21 protein-coding genes are annotated in these 17,568 nt (G+C 40.1%); 7 read left to right on the top strand and 14 right to left on the bottom strand.

What is annotated here, in order from left to right; translation table 11 throughout:
• Window positions 1–210: 210 nt before the first annotated feature.
• Window positions 211–1,215, top strand: coding sequence for a D-alanine--D-alanine ligase (locus tag NE535_RS10165; RefSeq protein ID WP_261298530.1), 1,005 nt, complete (start codon window positions 211–213; stop codon window positions 1,213–1,215).
• A 40-nt stretch (window positions 1,216–1,255) separates the two neighbouring features.
• Here NE535_RS10165 and NE535_RS10160 read toward each other — a convergent pair whose 3' ends face one another.
• The 9 genes from NE535_RS10160 to NE535_RS10120 form a co-directional block, all read right to left on the bottom strand.
• Window positions 1,256–1,981, bottom strand: coding sequence for a substrate-binding periplasmic protein (locus tag NE535_RS10160; RefSeq protein WP_261298529.1), 726 nt, complete (start codon window positions 1,979–1,981; stop codon window positions 1,256–1,258).
• Window positions 1,968–3,740, bottom strand: a complete 1,773-nt coding sequence (locus NE535_RS10155; protein WP_425347454.1) for an ABC transporter substrate-binding protein — start codon at window positions 3,738–3,740, stop codon at window positions 1,968–1,970. The genes NE535_RS10160 and NE535_RS10155 overlap by 14 nt, the downstream gene beginning before the upstream one ends.
• A gap of 168 nt (window positions 3,741–3,908) precedes the next feature.
• On the bottom strand, window positions 3,909–4,496 hold the full coding sequence (locus tag NE535_RS10150) for a cytochrome c3 family protein (RefSeq protein WP_261298594.1): 588 nt from the start codon (window positions 4,494–4,496) through the stop codon (window positions 3,909–3,911).
• A gap of 20 nt (window positions 4,497–4,516) precedes the next feature.
• Window positions 4,517–4,987 (bottom strand): nitrate reductase cytochrome c-type subunit, encoded by a 471-nt coding sequence (locus tag NE535_RS10145; RefSeq protein WP_261298528.1) that lies wholly within the window; start codon window positions 4,985–4,987, stop codon window positions 4,517–4,519.
• A gap of 11 nt (window positions 4,988–4,998) precedes the next feature.
• Window positions 4,999–7,488, bottom strand: a complete 2,490-nt coding sequence (gene napA, locus NE535_RS10140; protein WP_261298593.1) for a nitrate reductase catalytic subunit NapA — start codon at window positions 7,486–7,488, stop codon at window positions 4,999–5,001.
• Window positions 7,489–7,490: 2 nt separating this feature from the next.
• Window positions 7,491–7,748 carry a chaperone NapD gene (locus tag NE535_RS10135; protein ID WP_261298527.1) on the bottom strand — a complete coding sequence of 86 codons (258 nt, stop codon included), beginning with the start codon at window positions 7,746–7,748 and terminating at the stop codon, window positions 7,491–7,493.
• Between the two features lie 37 nt (window positions 7,749–7,785).
• Window positions 7,786–7,944: a periplasmic nitrate reductase, NapE protein gene (locus NE535_RS10130; protein WP_261298526.1), complete on the bottom strand. Its 159-nt coding sequence runs from the start codon at window positions 7,942–7,944 to the stop codon at window positions 7,786–7,788.
• Between the two features lie 398 nt (window positions 7,945–8,342).
• Entirely contained in the window at window positions 8,343–9,251 is a 909-nt protein-coding gene (locus NE535_RS10125) for a class I SAM-dependent methyltransferase (protein ID WP_261298525.1), read from the bottom strand.
• Window positions 9,252–9,339: 88 nt separating this feature from the next.
• The gene (locus NE535_RS10120; protein ID WP_261298524.1) at window positions 9,340–10,470 is read right to left on the bottom strand and encodes an AI-2E family transporter; all 1,131 of its coding nucleotides are present in this window, start codon (window positions 10,468–10,470) and stop codon (window positions 9,340–9,342) included.
• A gap of 88 nt (window positions 10,471–10,558) precedes the next feature.
• On the opposite strand from NE535_RS10120, the gene folX reads away from it, so the two are divergent.
• Together folX and NE535_RS10110 are read left to right on the top strand one after the other, a co-directional pair.
• Window positions 10,559–10,930, top strand: a complete 372-nt coding sequence (gene folX / locus NE535_RS10115) for a dihydroneopterin triphosphate 2'-epimerase (protein ID WP_261298523.1) — start codon at window positions 10,559–10,561, stop codon at window positions 10,928–10,930.
• A 75-nt stretch (window positions 10,931–11,005) separates the two neighbouring features.
• Window positions 11,006–11,893 carry a TIGR01777 family oxidoreductase gene (locus NE535_RS10110; protein WP_261298522.1) on the top strand — a complete coding sequence of 296 codons (888 nt, stop codon included), beginning with the start codon at window positions 11,006–11,008 and terminating at the stop codon, window positions 11,891–11,893.
• 4 nt (window positions 11,894–11,897) lie between these two features.
• On the opposite strand, the gene NE535_RS10105 is transcribed toward NE535_RS10110, so the two are convergent.
• The 3 genes from NE535_RS10105 to NE535_RS10095 form a co-directional block, all read right to left on the bottom strand.
• On the bottom strand, window positions 11,898–12,803 hold the full coding sequence (locus NE535_RS10105) for a LysR family transcriptional regulator (RefSeq protein WP_261298521.1): 906 nt from the start codon (window positions 12,801–12,803) through the stop codon (window positions 11,898–11,900).
• Between the two features lie 151 nt (window positions 12,804–12,954).
• The gene (locus tag NE535_RS10100) at window positions 12,955–13,284 is read right to left on the bottom strand and encodes an Mpo1-like protein (RefSeq protein ID WP_261298520.1); all 330 of its coding nucleotides are present in this window, start codon (window positions 13,282–13,284) and stop codon (window positions 12,955–12,957) included.
• 10 nt (window positions 13,285–13,294) lie between these two features.
• A complete protein-coding gene (locus NE535_RS10095; protein ID WP_261298519.1) occupies window positions 13,295–13,921 on the bottom strand; it encodes a GNAT family N-acetyltransferase in 627 nt (208 codons plus the stop codon).
• A gap of 153 nt (window positions 13,922–14,074) precedes the next feature.
• On the opposite strand from NE535_RS10095, the gene NE535_RS10090 reads away from it, so the two are divergent.
• Window positions 14,075–14,314: a DUF2789 domain-containing protein gene (locus NE535_RS10090; protein ID WP_261298518.1), complete on the top strand. Its 240-nt coding sequence runs from the start codon at window positions 14,075–14,077 to the stop codon at window positions 14,312–14,314.
• 5 nt (window positions 14,315–14,319) lie between these two features.
• Here the strand turns inward: NE535_RS10090 and NE535_RS10085 are convergent, their stop codons facing one another.
• Window positions 14,320–14,706 (bottom strand): DUF3192 domain-containing protein, encoded by a 387-nt coding sequence (locus NE535_RS10085; protein WP_261298517.1) that lies wholly within the window; start codon window positions 14,704–14,706, stop codon window positions 14,320–14,322.
• Between the two features lie 178 nt (window positions 14,707–14,884).
• Between NE535_RS10085 and NE535_RS10080 the strand changes: the two genes are divergently transcribed.
• A complete protein-coding gene (locus NE535_RS10080) occupies window positions 14,885–15,211 on the top strand; it encodes a hypothetical protein (protein WP_261298516.1) in 327 nt (108 codons plus the stop codon).
• The gene (locus NE535_RS10075; RefSeq protein ID WP_261298515.1) at window positions 15,211–15,984 is read left to right on the top strand and encodes a Zn-ribbon-containing protein; all 774 of its coding nucleotides are present in this window, start codon (window positions 15,211–15,213) and stop codon (window positions 15,982–15,984) included. Before NE535_RS10080 ends, NE535_RS10075 begins: the two co-directional genes overlap by 1 nt.
• Window positions 15,985–15,994: 10 nt before the next feature.
• Here the strand turns inward: NE535_RS10075 and syd are convergent, their stop codons facing one another.
• Window positions 15,995–16,645: a SecY-interacting protein gene (gene syd / locus NE535_RS10070; RefSeq protein ID WP_261298514.1), complete on the bottom strand. Its 651-nt coding sequence runs from the start codon at window positions 16,643–16,645 to the stop codon at window positions 15,995–15,997.
• A gap of 54 nt (window positions 16,646–16,699) precedes the next feature.
• Between syd and queF the strand changes: the two genes are divergently transcribed.
• Window positions 16,700–17,554, top strand: coding sequence for an NADPH-dependent 7-cyano-7-deazaguanine reductase QueF (gene queF, locus NE535_RS10065; RefSeq protein ID WP_261298513.1), 855 nt, complete (start codon window positions 16,700–16,702; stop codon window positions 17,552–17,554).
• The last annotated feature ends 14 nt before the right edge of the window (window positions 17,555–17,568 follow it).

Here is a 17,568-nt window from a genome sequence, read left to right as displayed (position 1 = left end):
ATTAGACAATATTTGAAGCCATTATCTGCTGGCTATGAAGCGATATTCCAAACGGTGATGCCGCTAACCACAATTCACCTAGTCAGTTGAGGTAAATCACTGAAATATTGTTAACCCTCACTTGCCAGAACCTAGTTAGGCTCTTTATCATAAGCAGGTCATTTTCGGGCGCATTCATTCTGCCCAACTTTATTCTTTTTAGGAGCAATCATGCCAAAAATAAATCTGCTACTTTTATGTGGCGGTGGTGGTGCAGAGCACGACATTTCATTAATGTCAGTTAAGTTTTTTGAATCATCGCTAGCAAAGTCAGATAAATTCTCGGTATTACGCTTAGAACTTGATAAACAAGGACATTATAAAACCCAAGACGGCAAAGTATGTGAGTTAACTAACCGTCGTGAAGTCCGCTTTGAAGATGATGCTATTGCTGCATGGCCAGTGGATTATGTGATCCCCTGTATTCATGGTTACCCAGCAGAAACCGGTGACATTCAATCTTATTTTAATTTAATTCAACTGCCATACTTCGGCTGTGAGTCTGAAGCATCCAGTAACTGCTTTAATAAAATCACTGCAAAAATGTGGTTTAGTGCATTAGGTGTACCCAATACGCCCTATATTTTCTTGCATCAATTTGATGATGAAGCCATAGCGCAAACTAAGGCTGCATTTGAACAATGGGGTTCATTGTTTATCAAAGCCGCTTCTCAGGGCTCTTCTGTGGGTTGTTATAAGGTCGACAACAAAGCCGACATAGCTAACATTTTGCAAGAGGCATTCAGCTATTCTCCCTATGTGATAGTTGAACAAACCATAGTGGCACGAGAGTTGGAAGTTGCCGTGTATGAATACCAAGGTGAAGTGGTTGCTACCAAGCCGGGTGAAATTGTGTGTGATACCAATAACTTTTATACATTTGATGAAAAGTATGCCACCAACAGTAAGGCTAAAACCTACATTGAAGCCATTAATATTTCTGATGACATCAGTAATCAAATTCGCGCTTATGCGATCAAAGCGTTTAAAGGTTTAAAGTTACGCCACCTATCGAGAATTGATTTCTTCTTAACCGCAGATAATCAAATTTTGTTAAATGAAATTAATACCTTTCCAGGGTTAACACCCATTTCAATGTTTCCAAAAATGTTAGAGCATCACGGGCATGATTTCAGTGTCTATTTAACTCAAATTATTGAATCACAACTAAGATAAGTCACTATAATCATCATTATAAGGCTGTCTGCGGACTGCCTTATAATGATAAGCCGTATTTTTGGTGCAATTGCGCCATATAGCCACTTTTATAGAGTGCTTGTAGCGCATCGTTTAATCTTTTTTGGGTTGCCATCGGTAAATCGATATGACAAGCCATGGCTCTAATCGATGTAAAAAATACAATTTTAGGCTCTCCAAAATGAATGTCATTATCGCGCATTATCGCTTTGGCACTCACAAGATCGGCAGCCCAAAAGTCTATTCGCCCACGCTGTAGTTTCTTAACATTTAAGGTGTCATTGTTGGTTAAATCAACTTGATAACCAAATTGGGTGAGATACTCACCAATACCACTTCCCAGAAAACTGCCAATGCTGGCAAACTTAGCATCATTTAAACTGACTAAAGGTGGCTGAGATGGACTAGCACTGAATATTCCATATCGAGACACCATCACAGGGCCAATCCAAGTGTAATGTACCTCTCGATGTTGATTTCGCTCTATTGGTAAAACACAAGTATTAACTGACGATTCAGCCATAGACATGCCACGTTTTAGTGGGAAAAACAAAATCTCGTATTCTAAACCTGCTTGCTTGAATAACGCATCAATGAATTCAATAACCAGCCCTTGTTTTGTATTGCCAGCCTGAGCCGCAAATGGCACTTCGGAGTAAGTGATTAAAGTCAATTTATCGGCTGAACATACCGCCAGTGAATACATTGATAATAAGCCAATTAACAGAAATTTAATTCCAAACACGAATAGCCTCCTCATAAGGCAATGTCTGACCCTTTATCACCTGTTGATTCAGAGGTTTAGGTGAGCCTGGCTGAGATAACCAAAATGACTCATCTTTTATAGGATTCATTTTGGGGGCACACTGACTGTTCACCATAGTCTGTTCAAGTTGTGCTAAATGGGCATCAACACGGGCGGCAAAAGCATCTAAACCTTGCTTAGGGCTATAAGTTCCATCAACGATTTTGCTGACATAAAGCCACCAAAAGCCAGCCATGTTGGGATAATCTGGCACATTACTGCCTGTTGGGGTCCATACATTTCTAGCATTGCTGCGATAAAACTCCACTAACCCTCCAAGGTAAGGTGATTTTTTAGTCATAACATCGGATTCAAGATCTGACAAACGGATCGGCGTAAATCCAACTAAGGTCTTTTTAAGTGAAACAGATTTAGACACCAAAAATTGCGCATATAGCCAGGCCGCGATTTGTCTATCTTTTGGGGTGTTCTTTAAAAATGTCCATGAGCCTGCATCTTGATATCCTGATTTCATGCCCTTTTGCCAATATTTTCCTACAGGTGACGGAGCCACTTTCCACTTAGGAATACCTTGGTCATCGACAACGGGCAAGTTAGGTTGGGTTAAGTCACCAACAAAAGCGGAATACCAGAATATTTGCTGGGCTATTTTTCCCGTGGCTAGCCATTTTCCCGCTTCAGAAAAAGTTAACGACTTAGCTTCATCAGGGGCATATTCCAGCCAGTCCACATACTTCTCTAGTGCATATACCGCAGCAGGACTATTTAATGCGCCTCCCCTGCTCACACTCGCGCCAACAGGATGGCAATTTTCAACTCTAATGCCCCATTCATCAACCGGTAAACCATTCGGTAACCCTGCATCACCAACACCTGCCATCGACAACCAGGCATCTGAAATTCGCCACCCTAAAGAAGGGTCTATCGCGGCATAGTCCATATGCCCGTACACTCTAACCCCCTCAATAGTATTGATATCATCACTAAAAAAACGGGCGATATCTTCATACGCCTGCCAATTTTGAGGCACGCCTAATTCATAACCATATTGCTGTTTAAATTGCGCTTTATAGCTAGGGTTTTCAAACCAATCACTACGATACCAGTATAAATTGGCAAATTGTTGATCGGGTAATTGATAAATAACCCCGAACGGATCGCGGGTAAACTGCAAACCAATAAAATCATTTAAATCCAGTGTAGGCAGAGTGTATTGACCAGACTTGAATGTGAGAAGTTCAGATATAGTGGTTATCGCACCACTTCGAAAATGGCTACCAACAAGATCGCTATCGTTTATGTAGGCATCATATAAGTTTAAGCCAGTTACCATCTGTGCTGATAACTTTTTTATGACATCATCTTCTCCAGTTAATTCATGAATTACATGAATTCCGGTTAAATCATAAAATGCCTTGGCCAACACTTCAGACTCATAAACGTGCGTATCAATGTGCTCTGACACCACCCGAATAGTTAATCCTGCAAAAGGTTCTGCTTGAGATTTAAACCACTGCAATTCTTGTTGCTGTTCATCTGATGATAATGTGCTGGGTTGTAGCTCTTGGATGATCCACTTTGGGATGGCGGTATTATCTGCAACTGACGTTAGCTTGTGGTCAATGACTTGACTAATTTTAGGGGCGGGGGTGTTTATTTGAGCCTGCGCCGAAAGCGAAATTATCACCCCAAATATGGGTGGACAAAGTTTAAATTTTTTCAATAAAGATAATTTCACGCTGATTAAATCCCTCGTCTTGTTCGAACAGAGAAGTCGATATTAAATAACCACCTAAGGCATGTTAATGATAGTTGAAAAATAATAAGACGAAGGAATAAGTACATTTTTATTAAACAAAAAAAGACCAGCAAGCTGGTCTTTTTATATCACTCTGTGAAGCTTTAGTTAGAAACCTTCAACACCAGCCATATCGGGTAATTGATGTGCGATACCTTTATGACAGTCGATACAGGTTTTCTCACCACTTGCCAGTGACGTAGAATGCATTTGTGATGCACGCTTAGATTGGCGAGTGAAGTCCATATAATCGAAGTTATGACAGTTACGACACTCGAGTGAATCATTCGCTTTTAAACGGTCCCACTCGTGTTCTGCCAATTCACGGCGCTTAGCTTCAAACTTTTCACGAGTACTAATCGTACCGAAAACCTTGCCCCATACTTCTTTAGAAGCTTGCATTTTACGGGCAATTTTATCAGTCCAGTTATGTGGAACATGGCAATCAGGACATGTTGCACGTACACCACTTCGGTTAGTAAAGTGAATTGTACTTTGCAGTTCCTGATAGACATTGTTTTCCATCTCATGACAACCAATACAGAATTTCTCTTGGTTAGTGACTTCTAAAGCGGTGTTAAATCCACCCCAAAAGATAACCCCTGCCACGAATCCACCTAATGTCAGAAACCCCAGACTGTAGTGAACGCTTGGGCGGTTAACGACCGTCCAAACTAACTTCAGCTTTTCAAACAATTTAGCCAACATAATCTCTCCTAATGCTTAGCAGGTTTTGTCGCTTTAATGAGATGGTCAATATCTACGAAGTCATTTTCAACCAGTAGTTTCGCATCTAATTGCGGTGCATGACATTGGGTACAGAAATAACGACGCGGAGAAAGATCTGCCAAGAAGTTATTATCACGATCCATATAGTGAGTCACACTCACCATAGGAGCTTGTGAATGACCAGTACTAGTACGAGCATGACACTGCATACATTTATTCACTTTAAGATCAATCTGATAACCATCAATCTTATGTGGAATCACTGGTGGCTGCATTGGGTAGTTTCGCACTTGTTTCACATCAGTGTTGATCACTTGCTGCATTGCAGGAGGTGTTGGCTCAACATTTAACGGTGCTAAACGTAACGTAGCAATTTTGTCTTCAGGTACGCTGGCAGCCATTATCCCAAAGGACAAACCTAACAGCGCTACCATTGATATCAATTTACGAGCATTCATGGTTATTCTCCTTAGGCCTTAACAATCTTAACCGCACATTTTTTAAAGTCTGTTTGCTTCGACAAAGGATCTGTCGCATCTAACGTCACTTTATTAATGAGCTGGCTAGCATCAAACCAAGGTACGAATACCAATCCTACAGGCGGCTTATTACGACCACGTGTTTCAACACGGGTTTTAATTTCACCACGACGAGATATCACTTTCACTTCATCACCACGACGCAAACCACGCTTTTTAGCATCATCTGGGTGCATAAAACACACTGCATCAGGGAATGCTTTATAAAGCTCAGGAACACGCTGAGTCATTGAACCTGAATGCCAATGCTCTAATACTCGACCTGTTGATAACCAAATATCAAACTCTTCATCAGGTGCTTCTGCTGGTGGCTCATAAGGCAGAGCAAAAATAACGGCTTTACCATCTGGCTTACCATAAAACTCGAAACCTTTACCTGGTTTCACATATGGGTCTGAACCTTCACGGTAACGCCATTTAGTCTCGACACCATTAACAACAGGCCAACGTAAACCGTGTTCTTTATGATATACATCAAAGTCTGCTAAATCATGGGCATGGCCACGGCCAAAGGTTGCATATTCTTCGAATAAGCCTTTTTGCACGTAGAATCCAAAATGTTCACCATCATCATTCAAATGCTTAGGATCTGAATCTGACATTGGGAACTTGTCAACATTGCCGTTTTGATACAAGACTTGGTATAAGGTTTTACCTTTAAATTGTGGGTTCGCTTTTAACACATCAGCAGGCCACACTTCATCAGTAGTAAAACGTTTAGCAAACTCCATCAACTGCCACATATCTGACTTTGACTCACCTGGCGCTTTAACTAACTGATGCCAGAACTGAGTACGACGCTCGGCATTACCGTAAGCACCTTCTTTTTCAACCCACATTGCCGCAGGTAAAATTAAGTCAGCGGCTTGCGTTGTCACCGTTGGATAAGCATCCGACACGACAATGAAGTTTTCAGGATTACGGTAACCCGGTAACCCCTCTTCATTCATGTTAGGGGCTGCTTGCATGTTGTTGTTCACTTGCACCCAATAACAGTTTAAATCACCATCTTTTAAACGACGGTTTTGCTCTACTGCGTGATAACCTGGTTTTGGTGGAATGATCCCACTTGGAATCTTCCAAATTTTTTCAGCAGTTGCTCTGTGTTCTGGGTTTGTTACAACCATATCTGCAGGTAAGCGATGTGAGAAAGTACCCACTTCACGAGCTGTACCACAAGCAGATGGTTGACCTGTTAGCGAGAACGGGCTGTTACCAGGAGTTGAAATCTTACCCACTAATAAATGGATGTTATAAATAAGATTATTACACCATACACCGCGAGTGTGCTGGTTGAAGCCCATGGTCCAGAAAGAAGTTACTTTACGATTAGGATCAGCATAAAGCTCTGCTAATTCAATCAATTTATGTTCTGGCACACCTGATAATTTACTAACAGATTTAACATCATAATCAGCAACAAACTTCTTAAACTGCTCAAAATCAATCGGAGTTGAATCACCCGCAGTTGCAACGTTTTTAGCTTGCTGTTCTAGTGGATGAGTCGGGCGTAAACCATAACCGATGTCGGTTGTGCCTTTGCGGAAGTTAACGTGCTTGCTAATAAAGTCTTTGTTAACCTTATCGTTTTGAATAATGTAGTTAGCAATGAAGTTTAGGATGGCAAGGTCAGTTTGCGGTGTAAATATAATCGGTAAATCCGCTAAATCAAATGAACGATGTTCAAAGGTTGATAACACGGCAACTTTAACATGTGGTGCGCTTAAACGGCGGTCGGTCACACGGGTCCAAAGAATTGGATGCATTTCTGCCATGTTTGAGCCCCATAATACGAAAGCGTCAGCCGCTTCCATATCATCGTAACAGCCCATTGGCTCATCCATACCAAAAGTACGCATAAAACCAACAACAGCCGAAGCCATGCAGTGGCGAGCATTTGGATCGATGTTATTTGAACCAAAACCGGCTTTCATTAATTTGAGAGCCGCATAGCCTTCAAATACTGTCCACTGGCCAGAACCAAACATACCAACAGCTGTTGGGCCTTTAGCCTTTATGGTCGCTTTCCATTTTTCAGCCATGGTATCAAATGCTTGATCCCAGCTAATAGGCGTAAATTCACCATGTTTGTCATACTTACCATCGGTCATACGTAACATCGGCGTTTGGATGCGATCACGACCATACATAATTTTGGACAGGAAGTAGCCTTTAATACAATTTAGGCCCTTGTTAACTTCAGACTTTGCATCACCATGGGTTGCAACCACTTTACCATCACGTGTAGCCACGATGACTGAACAACCTGTACCACAAAAACGACAAGGCGCCTTGTTCCATTCTAATTTGGTTTGTTCAGAGCTTGTAATCAAGTTACTTGCTGCTGCGGGTAACGCTAACCCGGCAACACTCGCCGCTGCCATTGCGGCATTGGCTTTCATAAAATCACGTCTATTCATTTTCATATCTCACCTTCTTCAAGCTCTTCACTTTGGTGGTAAACCATGGTTGCAGATAACACACCAGGTAATGCATTAATGGTCGATATATCATCCAATAATGATTTTTGGTTAGGTCCTTCAATAACAACAACTAATTTAACTTCGTTGTTTGCTGAAAGCTCTGCGTTTTCGATTGCCATTATTTGTTGTCTTACATCTGCCATTTTGTCTGGCTGAACTTGGACAATTAAACTGGTTACGTGAAGTTCATTGCTCATTAATCACACTCACATCAATTTATTATTTATTTTTATATTAACTTACGCCTGGAGGACCCGTTAAAATTTGGCTAAACCAGATGCTAAATCCTAAGGCACTAACAAGCAGTACAGATAAAATGGGGGCTAGAAATACAGTCAAGAAGATGAAGATCTTCAATTCTAGACTTTTCTCACTTGCGGTCTCATTACTCATGGAGCCTCCAAGAGTGGTTAGAATGACGACATAAACTATTGGTTTTTGTCATTTGTTCGATTTACGTGAATTCTATCGTTAAACAAATTGTGATCTATATACTCACAAATTGGTAAACAGGTGTTTAGTTGATCTAGATCATCAAAATTCACAAACTATTACTTAACTCTCAATTTATGACAGTAAAAATCGATTAAATTGAATCACTTTAATAAAAATTTTACGCCTTCAAGCATAGCGCTAATTAACAATAATTTCACAAATAATGGTGAGATAAGTTCAAATTTCGATAAAAGCGTGATCTATATCAGGAATAATCGGTGAGATGCGTGGAATTCTAAGATGGGTTTTGAAAACAAAAGGTCCCCCCTGGTAAAAATACCAAAGGGAGAGCAAAGTTAAGCAAGAGAATAGCGTAATACTTTTAACGATTTTTGCTCATCAATATCAGCAAAAACCTGTGGATTAGCAATTCGTTCGACAAACTGCAATTGTGGAGCAGTGATTTCTACTTGCTGCATTAAAAAATCACTACTCAATTCTGGGGCATTTAAACATAACAGTACTTCCCCACCCTCGGCCAATAAACTCGGTAAACGTTTTAACAAACGCTCATAATCTTTGGTGGCAACAAAACTGCCTTTTTGGTTACTTGGCGGATCCGCAATAATTAAATCATAAGGGCCCAACTTAGTTAATTTACCCCAAGATTTAAAAATATCGTGGCCTAAGTACCGTGCACCATGGGGGAGATCATTTAACACATGATTTTGCTTTCCGATACTCAGCGAGCCTTTACTCATATCCATATTGACGACTTCATCAGCACCGCCCTGAAGTGCCACAACCGAAAACCCACAAGTATACGCAAATAAATTGAGCACATTTTTGTGTTTTGCGTGCTGTTTTACCCACTTACGTCCGTTAGCCATATCCAAGAACAAGCCATGATTTTGGCCACGTAAAATATGAACATTAAACAATGCTCCGTTTTCGTTTACCACATGATGATCAGGCACTTCACCACTGATTAAATCCGTAACGGTTTGGCCGCCACTACGATGTTGAAAAACCAAATTTATAGCTTGTTCAGGCACTAAGGTTTGAACTTGAGTGGTAATTGCGCTGAACAACGACTGCTGTTGTGTTTCATCTAATGATTTAAAGCTTGTCAGTAAAAGTACGGGAGGATACCAGTCTAAACACAGGTGCTCCTCTCCTTTAAATAAGCCACCACGGCCATGAAAAATGCGTTGTACTTCGTTATTAAAAGTAAACTCTTTTAGCGCTGAAATTAGTCCCGACATAAATATGTTTTATTCTCTTAAATATCAATTAGCTAGAAGTATTTATCTTTTTCAGGCTAATTTTATTGTGTTTATTGCTTGGGTTATTTTACTCTGGGCCATTGTCTTTTTTTACATCATTTTCATTGGTTAATAATGTTGCTTCAGGCAAAGGATTAGCATCTAACGCCGACATTTTATCTTCAGCCTCCTCAACATTATCAGCTAATAATATCGCCAGCCACATGCCTGACTGGCTTGACTCCATACCAATTTTAACCACCATCGTCAGTGGAACAGACAATAACATGCCGACAGAACCTAATAACCACCCCCAAAAAATTAATGATAAGAACACCACTAGGGTAGAAAGGCCTAACCCCTTACCCATAAACTTAGGTTCGATCACATTGCCCATAACCATATTGGTGCCTAAATATAACAAACCTGTTGCACCTGCTGCCCCGGGGCCAAATTGAATAAAAGCCAGTAAAACAGCAGGAATTGCAGCAATAATAGAACCAATATTGGGGATGTAATTAAACAAAAATGCAATGACAGCCCACAGCAAAGCATAATCAATACCTATGATAGACAGGCCGATACCCACAATCACACCAGTTGCTAAGCTGACTAGGGTTTTAATCATCATGTATTGATTAACAGAATGTAAAAACTTATCAATCTGCTTTAGACGCATATCAGGATCATCAAGTGCCAAATGCAGTTTTTTCGGCATATCCTGTGCTTCAAATAGCATAAATACGATAGTCAAAATAATCAAAAACAGGTTCGCCATCACACTGCCAACGCCTGATAACATATTCGTTGTCATGCTCAGTGCCATACCAGGGTCGAAATACTCTAAAACTTTTTGGCGAGAAATATGAATATTGAACGATTGTAACTTATCGAGCATCCATGCAAATTGTTCAATCAGTTGCGCTCGATAAACGGGTAACTGCTTTGAAAATTCATTAATTGAACTCCCCACAAGGCTGGCCAACCAAAGCCCTAGCAATACAATAAATAACATCAACAACAATACAGATAACGCTTTCGGTATTTTAAAACGACTCATTAACCTAATGGCTGGATTACAAATCATCGCTAAAAATGCTGACAGTACAAAAGGTACCACAATCGGACTGGCCGCTTTTATACCTGCAAGCACAATGACAACACACGCCATTACAATAAAACTACGCACCGCCATAGACGATTGATGTATACCCTTCATAGAAGAAAAATCCTTATTGCTACCTAAGACCCAAATTAGTTATGTTAAGCTTACCTATTGAAAACAATATTTAATAATAGAAGACGCTATGAAACCAGAAACCGCTATTATACGCATAAAAAATCTTCGTTTACGCACCTATATTGGGATCAAAGAAGATGAAATTCAAAATCAACAAGATGTCATTATCAATGTCGTGATTCATTATTGTGCAGATAAAGCACGAAACAGCGACAATGTGGCTGATGCACTTAATTATCGCACTATAACGAAAAAAATCATTGCTTTAATTGAAAACAATCGCTTCTCACTGCTGGAAAACTTAACCAATCAAACCCTGGCGATTGCCAGCGAGCACGATTGGGTTGAATTCGCCAGTGTCGAAATAGATAAACCCCACGCCCTAAGGTTTGCTGATTCTGTTTCAATGGAGCTGAGTTATCAAAAATCACCTAGCTGAATTTGATCAAAATAGATAACTAAAACGTATGTAAATAATAGTTATATTTGCCAAGTTAATGACAAGAGAGGATGTATGAATATATTAATTACTGGTGCAACAGGCTTTGTTGGCAAACATTTAGTTGCCAAACTTTCCCTGCACACGTTAACCATTCTCTCTCGTAATATTGACAACGCAGTAAAGTCATTGGGTAAGCAGCACGTCTATATTGAAGACCTTACACAGCTGAGTAATTTAAACGAATTTGATGCTGTTATTAATTTAGCCGGAGAACCCATCGTCGCTAAGCGCTGGAGTAAAAAACAAAAACAGTCTATCTGTGACAGTCGTTGGAATATCACTCAACAATTAAGCCAACTGATCAAATCTAGCCAAACCCCTCCAACAACATTTATCAGTGCATCAGCTATCGGCTTCTATGGAAGACAAGGTAATGAGCCTGTAGATGAAAATAGTCCTTTTCATGATGAGTTTAGCCATGATATTTGCCATAAATGGGAACAATTGGCACTAGATGCTCAATCCGCTAGCACCAGAGTGTGCATTCCACGCATTGGCATTGTCTTAGGCAAAAATGGCGGGGCTTTAGCCAAAATGTTACCTCCTTTTAAACTTGGATTAGGTGGCCCAATAGGTAAAGGTAAACAGGGGATGAGCTGGGTACATCAAGACGATTTAATCGCGTTGATTATCTGGATGCTTAATACACCAAGTGCTCAAGGAATATATAATGCCACTGCGCCAAATCCGGTGAGCAATGCCGTATTTTCACAGGCCTTAGGCAAAGCCTTAAACCGTCCCGCAAGAATCATTACCCCTCCTCTAGCCTTAAGATTAGCAATGGGTGAGATGTCTGAATTACTGACAGAAGGTCAATTCGTATTGCCTACTCGCGCACTTGAACAAGGGTTTACATTTCAATTTACTAACGTGGATGAAGCATTAAAAAGCGTTGTTTAACGTGTTAATCTGGGTTAACCAGTGATTGAATGAGCTGAATAATACCGTGATATCGTTTGGCTAATTTACGGTGCTGCTTATGTACTAAATATAGAGGCTCAAATAATATTATCGGTTTATCATTATCGATAGAAGCTATTTGAATGTCCTCATATTGTGTAAAACACCTCACAGCAAACTCAGGTAGTACTGTAAAACCTAACCCCATTGCCACTGGCAATAAAATTTGATTCAACTGATTAACATATCCTGATTTTCTGATATTTTTTCCGGACTCAGAACTAAAATACGCTGAACTTATTTGCTGCCAGTAAAAAGTTGCATCAGGGTGATCAATCATCCCTAGTTGGCTGAGTAATTCAAAATTAACCTTAGCATCAATAGCTTTTCCCGATACACATTTGGGGATAACCAAACACAAAGACTGTTTGCCAATATCAATACTGACCAATTCAGGTTGCTGTACTTGCTGGGTCACAATCCCTAAATCTAACTGATTCGATAAAATGCCATCCAGAGTACGTTTATTCGGGCCAGCCTCAAGCTGCATGATTAACCCAGGATAACGTTGCTGCTCTTTAATCAAATAAGGGTATAAAAGCGCTGCCATTGAGCCTGAACAACCCATTTTACACTCACCAGCAAAAGGCTCATCCACATTTAAAAGGCTTAATAACTCCAGTTGTTGACGTTGTAGATCACATGCATATTTGTAGATAGCAATACCGGCCTCGGTTAACTCAAATCGCTTACCAATGCGGTTGATTAAGGCGCACCCCACCTGATGCTCAAGCTTTTTTATATGCTGACTGACACCAGGCTGAGTCATAAAAAGCTTTTCAGCTGTTTGTGTAAAGTGCCCGAGCTCCACTAACGTGATAAATGTGGTTAGCCATTGTTGATTTAGCATCTATTGATTCTCACTTGGATATATTCTGAAAGATTATCAACATTACGGATAACGATAACACTTTATTATTAAGTCATAGAGTTTAACTTAACCGTGGCCAGCATTTCACCGTCGCTAACATTAAATGCTTTAAAGGCTACAACATCTCAACTTACGAGTTATTCTCTTTAGCAAAGACACTCACCAGGGTGTTTTTTAACATTTTCCAGTACATGACCCAATCGGCCATTAGGCTATATAGCGGATAAGTGAATGTTGCGGGACGATTTTTTTCAAACACGAAGTGCCCTAACCAAGCAAAACCATAGCCGATAAAAGGTAACCAGACTAATTGCCACCAATGTTGGTTAATGAATGTGTTAATTAACACCACCACAATTATCGTGCTGCCGAGATAATGTAATCGCCGACATATAGGATCTTGGTGCTGGGATAAATAAAAGGGGTAAAATTCTTTAAAGCTTTGATATCGTTTATTCATTCCACCAGCCTCATTTGGCATAAAACAAAATTTCGCCTTTAACGTGCCCAATAGTTACATTGGCTAAACTATTAAAACCTTGAGCGGAGAAAACTTTATGATGCTTTGGATCATTAACAAATACGCCAATACCCTCTAAATTCGGCTGCTCATCACACCAACTTAATACGGCTTCAACTAACTTAGCCCCATTACCCTTTTTTTGTTCCGTTGGTGTTAACGCAATAAACTGCAAAATACCGCATTTTTCAGAAGGAAGATGGCTCAATAAACAGGTTTCTTTTTCCATTAAACCCTGGGTTGATTTCCAGCCAGTACCTAACACCATTTTTAAACGCCAATGCCAGTATCGCGACTGTCCAATAGGTATTTGCTGGGTAATAACACACGCAACGCCAATCAACCTTTCACCGTCAAATAAGCCAATTAATGGCTGATCTTGTTGCCATAAAGTGTTTAACTCTTCACGGATTGCCGCTCTTAACTTCTGCTCATAAACACTGCTATCTTCTCGCCCAAATACTTCTAGAAAAAAAGGATCATCATAATATGCATTGTAAATAATTGAAGCCGCGACACGTAAATCCTCTGCTGTTAAATAAACTGCTTTGTAGTGTTCCAAGGTCTGATTTTCCATTATTGTTTGTTCCTTGACTATTTTACGTTCAAAACTAACTTAGCAAGTTAACAAGATTGAAACAATCACCAAATTAAGTTAGTACAAGCTGAATAGTAAATAATACTCTATAGTAACAAAGTGCACTAAACTTCAAGGGGCAAGGAAAGCATCATGGATACGACAAAAACTGATTTAACACATTTATTTAAACAACTGGGTTTATCAAATAAATCTGCTGATATAGCCCATTTTATCGAGGTACATCAATTGCCAGCAGAAACACATTTAACGGAAGCGCCATTTTGGACGTCTGCCCAAAAAACGTTTTTATTGGAAGCATTAAATGAAGACGCCCAATGGTCTGAAGTGATAGACCAATTGGACGTTATGTTGAGAAATAAAAAACCTTAAATGGATTAAATTTGCTTGTAAGCGGCGTCGCCCCAACCAATTAACTCATTATTTTTAAATACAATCGGTGTGCATTCATCTTTGGTCGTTTTACCATCGCCTTTAGCCCATTGTGTACGATAAAATAACACTTTCACTTGTTCTTGATCTGACTGAGCATTATTTTGACTGACAAATGCTTCACTGAAATCAGCCGTGCCCATAATTATCTGAACTTGTTCAAACGTCATCCCCAAGGATAGCTTGGTCAAACTAGTACGATTTTTTTCTTGTTGTACTTCCCAGTAATCGTGACTCTTACCTGATTCATGGTCGCCCACGTTTAATACACAACCACTCAAGCCTAAAGATATAGCGGTGATCAATGCTGCGTTAATCAAATTTGATTTCATGTGATGTCCTTTTTGTTAGAATAAACGAATCATGTTTAAGTCGTATCTGACTCAATGTGTGACTTATCGGAATGCGATTTTCATGCCAACTTTAAACAATTGATTTTAAAGGGCTAATATTGAACAGGCTACAAAGTTAGTTATTTACACCACCCACAACTGAGGTTTTTCACCATTTATGAGTCCAATTGAACACGTTATTTCGGCGGCGAAATCTATCGCCATCAATGGTCACACACCCAGTGTTGCGCTAATCAAAGGGCGAGTGGGAAAAATCCCCATGCCAATCATTGTTCAAGGACTTCAGCAATTTAAAGCATTACCAAAATCAGAATGGCAAACCATTGCTGACTTTGTTGCACCAGAACAACTTGGGGTTACAGCAAATGAACACCCTAGCCTTGAGGTTATTGCATCGCAACAACAAGTCATGCAGCAACAATTGAATGAATTACTTCAACGAGTTGCACTTCTAGAGCAACAGCTGAAAGACAAGGCCTTATAATGTTTGTAATTGAATTACGTTTTGAACCTTTTGCCGATACCACGATTAGTTTGGCAGAAAAAGCCATTAATCAATACTTAGAGGCATTAAGGGCTAACGGACAAATTCTAGGACGTGAATTTGCTGTGGCATACAATGATGGCGAGTTTAAAGTACGCTTAATGATGCCAGAAAAAACCAGTTTAGCGCATAGGCATAATAGCCCTTGGGTTAAAGCAACATTAAGCGGCTTAACAGAAGCTAAACTGCTCGCGCCAAGAGAAAAGTTTATAGGCCAGGACATCAACTCAGAAGTCAGTAATACAGAGCCCGCCAGTTGGCAACTGCTTTATACCAGTTACGTACATATGTGCTCCCCCCTCAGAAGCGGTGACAATTTACTGCCTATTCCCCTCTACCAGATCCCCGCGACGTTTAATGGCGACCATAAACGCATTATTAAATGGCAAAGTGAATGGCAAGCATGCGATGAATTACAAATGGCGGCGGCCACAAAAGCAGAGTTTGCTGCACTGGATGAGATCAGCTCAGTCGACAGCGATATGTTTAGACGGGGTTGGGACATACGAGGCAGAATTGAATATTTGACCCAAATTCCAACATATTATTATTTGTACCGTGTGGGTGGGCAAAGCCTTCAAAGTGAATTATATAGACCTTGCCCTAAATGTGGCAGTGCAGAATGGAAACTGGACAGCCCTTTACTCGATATGTTCCAGTTTCGTTGTGAACCCTGCAGGATTATTTCTAACCTATCGTGGGATCATCAATAATATCCGCGGATTACTTTTTACGTAATAAATATTGCCACATTAATTTGATACGTTGCCAAATACCCGGATGTTGCCATTGTGCATCTTCCGAGGTGTCTGGCTTAACTGGCGGCGTTATTCTTGGAGTAATAGTCGTTAAAAAAACCTCAAGCGAATCGGCTAATTTGTCCGCGGGTTTCTCACCAGGAAATTCAATGTAAACGGCTCCGCTTTCATTATCCACCGTCAGCATTTGATCGCCATCACCTAACACACCAATAAACCAGGTCGGTGGCTGTTTCAGCTTTTTCTTCATCATCAAATGACCAATCATATTTTGCTGTAAATACTCAAAGTCTTGCTGGTTCCATGCTTGTAGTAATTCGCCCTCACCCCATTCAGAAGTGAACATCAACGGTGCGCTATAAAACTGCCCGTAAAACGCATGAATATCAGTATGAAGCGATAATGTGAGTGCATGTTCAACATTATGAAAATCTGCACACGCTTTGCGCTTAAATGGCGTAAAAAATACAGCCTTGTCATGGTCATCACTTATCTGACCTTGAACACAGGCTGAATCTTCTCCCATGGCATAATAACGGGGCAACTCTGATAAAGCATCTTGATAGGCAATAAGATACTTATTTATAAAAATTTCAAGTGCGTTTGAACAAGACACTAGTGCTTCTCGTGGTTTATAATAAAGCCATATTTTGACATGGAAACCGATTAGATGACACAAAATCACGATCCTTATAGTGATGCAGAAGCGCTTAAAGGCTTAACTTTAGGGCAATCTACTGCATATCAAGCTGAATATGATGCATCACTGCTGCAAGGGGTCCCGCGTAAACTTAACCGTGACGCAATTGAATTAACCGGTGAACTGCCCTTTCATGGCACCGATATTTGGACGGCTTATGAATTATCTTGGCTGAATAGCAAAGGTAAACCTATGGTGGCGATAGCTGAAGTGCAATTAGACATCAATAGCATCAATTTAATTGAATCTAAGTCATTTAAATTGTACCTAAATAGCTTCAATCAAACCAAATTTGACAGTGTCGATGTGGTTGAAGAAACCCTGAAGAAGGACCTGTCGGATTGCGCCCAAGGTGAGGTTTCAGTCAAAGTAATTGAGCCGAAGCAGTTTAATCTTGAACGCATTGTTGAATTACCAGGTACTTGCATAGATGACTTAGATATCGAAGTGGATGACTATGGATTTAATCCCGATTATTTACTTCATAGCACTGAAGAAAAGAACGTAGCAGAAACCTTAAATTCAAATTTGTTAAAATCAAATTGTTTAATTACGTCGCAGCCAGATTGGGGTAGCGTGATGATCCGCTATCAAGGAGCGAAAATAAACCGCGAAAGTTTACTTCGCTATTTAATTTCATTCCGTCAACACAATGAATTCCACGAACAATGCATTGAACGCATTTTTGTTGATTTGAAAAAGTATTGTGGTTGTTCAAAATTGACGGTTTATGCTCGCTATACCCGCAGAGGCGGTTTAGACATCAATCCTTACCGCAGTGATTTTGAACACCCACCGGAATCAAATCGCTTAGCGAGGCAATAAACTAGGCACGGTTA

The organism is Shewanella holmiensis (genome assembly GCF_025370255.1).
GTDB classification, from domain to species: domain Bacteria; phylum Pseudomonadota; class Gammaproteobacteria; order Enterobacterales; family Shewanellaceae; genus Shewanella; species Shewanella holmiensis.
This window is presented reverse-complemented; position numbering and strand designations above follow the sequence as displayed.

Bases quoted from the DNA above. Each gene is read 5' to 3' on its own strand.
- NE535_RS10080 (WP_261298516.1), top strand. From the start codon at position 14,885: ATGAGTCCAATTGAACACGTTATTTCGGCGGCGAAATCTATCGCCATC.
- NE535_RS10145 (WP_261298528.1), bottom strand. From the start codon at position 4,987: ATGAATGCTCGTAAATTGATATCAATGGTAGCGCTGTTAGGTTTGTCC.
- NE535_RS10095 (WP_261298519.1), bottom strand. From the start codon at position 13,921: ATGGAAAATCAGACCTTGGAACACTACAAAGCAGTTTATTTAACAGCA.
- NE535_RS10100 (WP_261298520.1), bottom strand. From the start codon at position 13,284: ATGAATAAACGATATCAAAGCTTTAAAGAATTTTACCCCTTTTATTTA.
- NE535_RS10110 (WP_261298522.1), top strand. From the start codon at position 11,006: ATGAATATATTAATTACTGGTGCAACAGGCTTTGTTGGCAAACATTTA.
- NE535_RS10135 (WP_261298527.1), bottom strand. From the start codon at position 7,748: ATGAGCAATGAACTTCACGTAACCAGTTTAATTGTCCAAGTTCAGCCA.
- NE535_RS10105 (WP_261298521.1), bottom strand. From the start codon at position 12,803: ATGCTAAATCAACAATGGCTAACCACATTTATCACGTTAGTGGAGCTC.
- NE535_RS10130 (WP_261298526.1), bottom strand. From the start codon at position 7,944: ATGAGTAATGAGACCGCAAGTGAGAAAAGTCTAGAATTGAAGATCTTC.
- NE535_RS10085 (WP_261298517.1), bottom strand. From the start codon at position 14,706: ATGAAATCAAATTTGATTAACGCAGCATTGATCACCGCTATATCTTTA.
- napA (WP_261298593.1), bottom strand. From the start codon at position 7,488: ATGAATAGACGTGATTTTATGAAAGCCAATGCCGCAATGGCAGCGGCG.
- queF (WP_261298513.1), top strand. From the start codon at position 16,700: ATGACACAAAATCACGATCCTTATAGTGATGCAGAAGCGCTTAAAGGC.
- NE535_RS10075 (WP_261298515.1), top strand. From the start codon at position 15,211: ATGTTTGTAATTGAATTACGTTTTGAACCTTTTGCCGATACCACGATT.
- NE535_RS10125 (WP_261298525.1), bottom strand. From the start codon at position 9,251: ATGTCGGGACTAATTTCAGCGCTAAAAGAGTTTACTTTTAATAACGAA.
- NE535_RS10090 (WP_261298518.1), top strand. From the start codon at position 14,075: ATGGATACGACAAAAACTGATTTAACACATTTATTTAAACAACTGGGT.
- NE535_RS10120 (WP_261298524.1), bottom strand. From the start codon at position 10,470: ATGAAGGGTATACATCAATCGTCTATGGCGGTGCGTAGTTTTATTGTA.
- NE535_RS10165 (WP_261298530.1), top strand. From the start codon at position 211: ATGCCAAAAATAAATCTGCTACTTTTATGTGGCGGTGGTGGTGCAGAG.
- folX (WP_261298523.1), top strand. From the start codon at position 10,559: ATGAAACCAGAAACCGCTATTATACGCATAAAAAATCTTCGTTTACGC.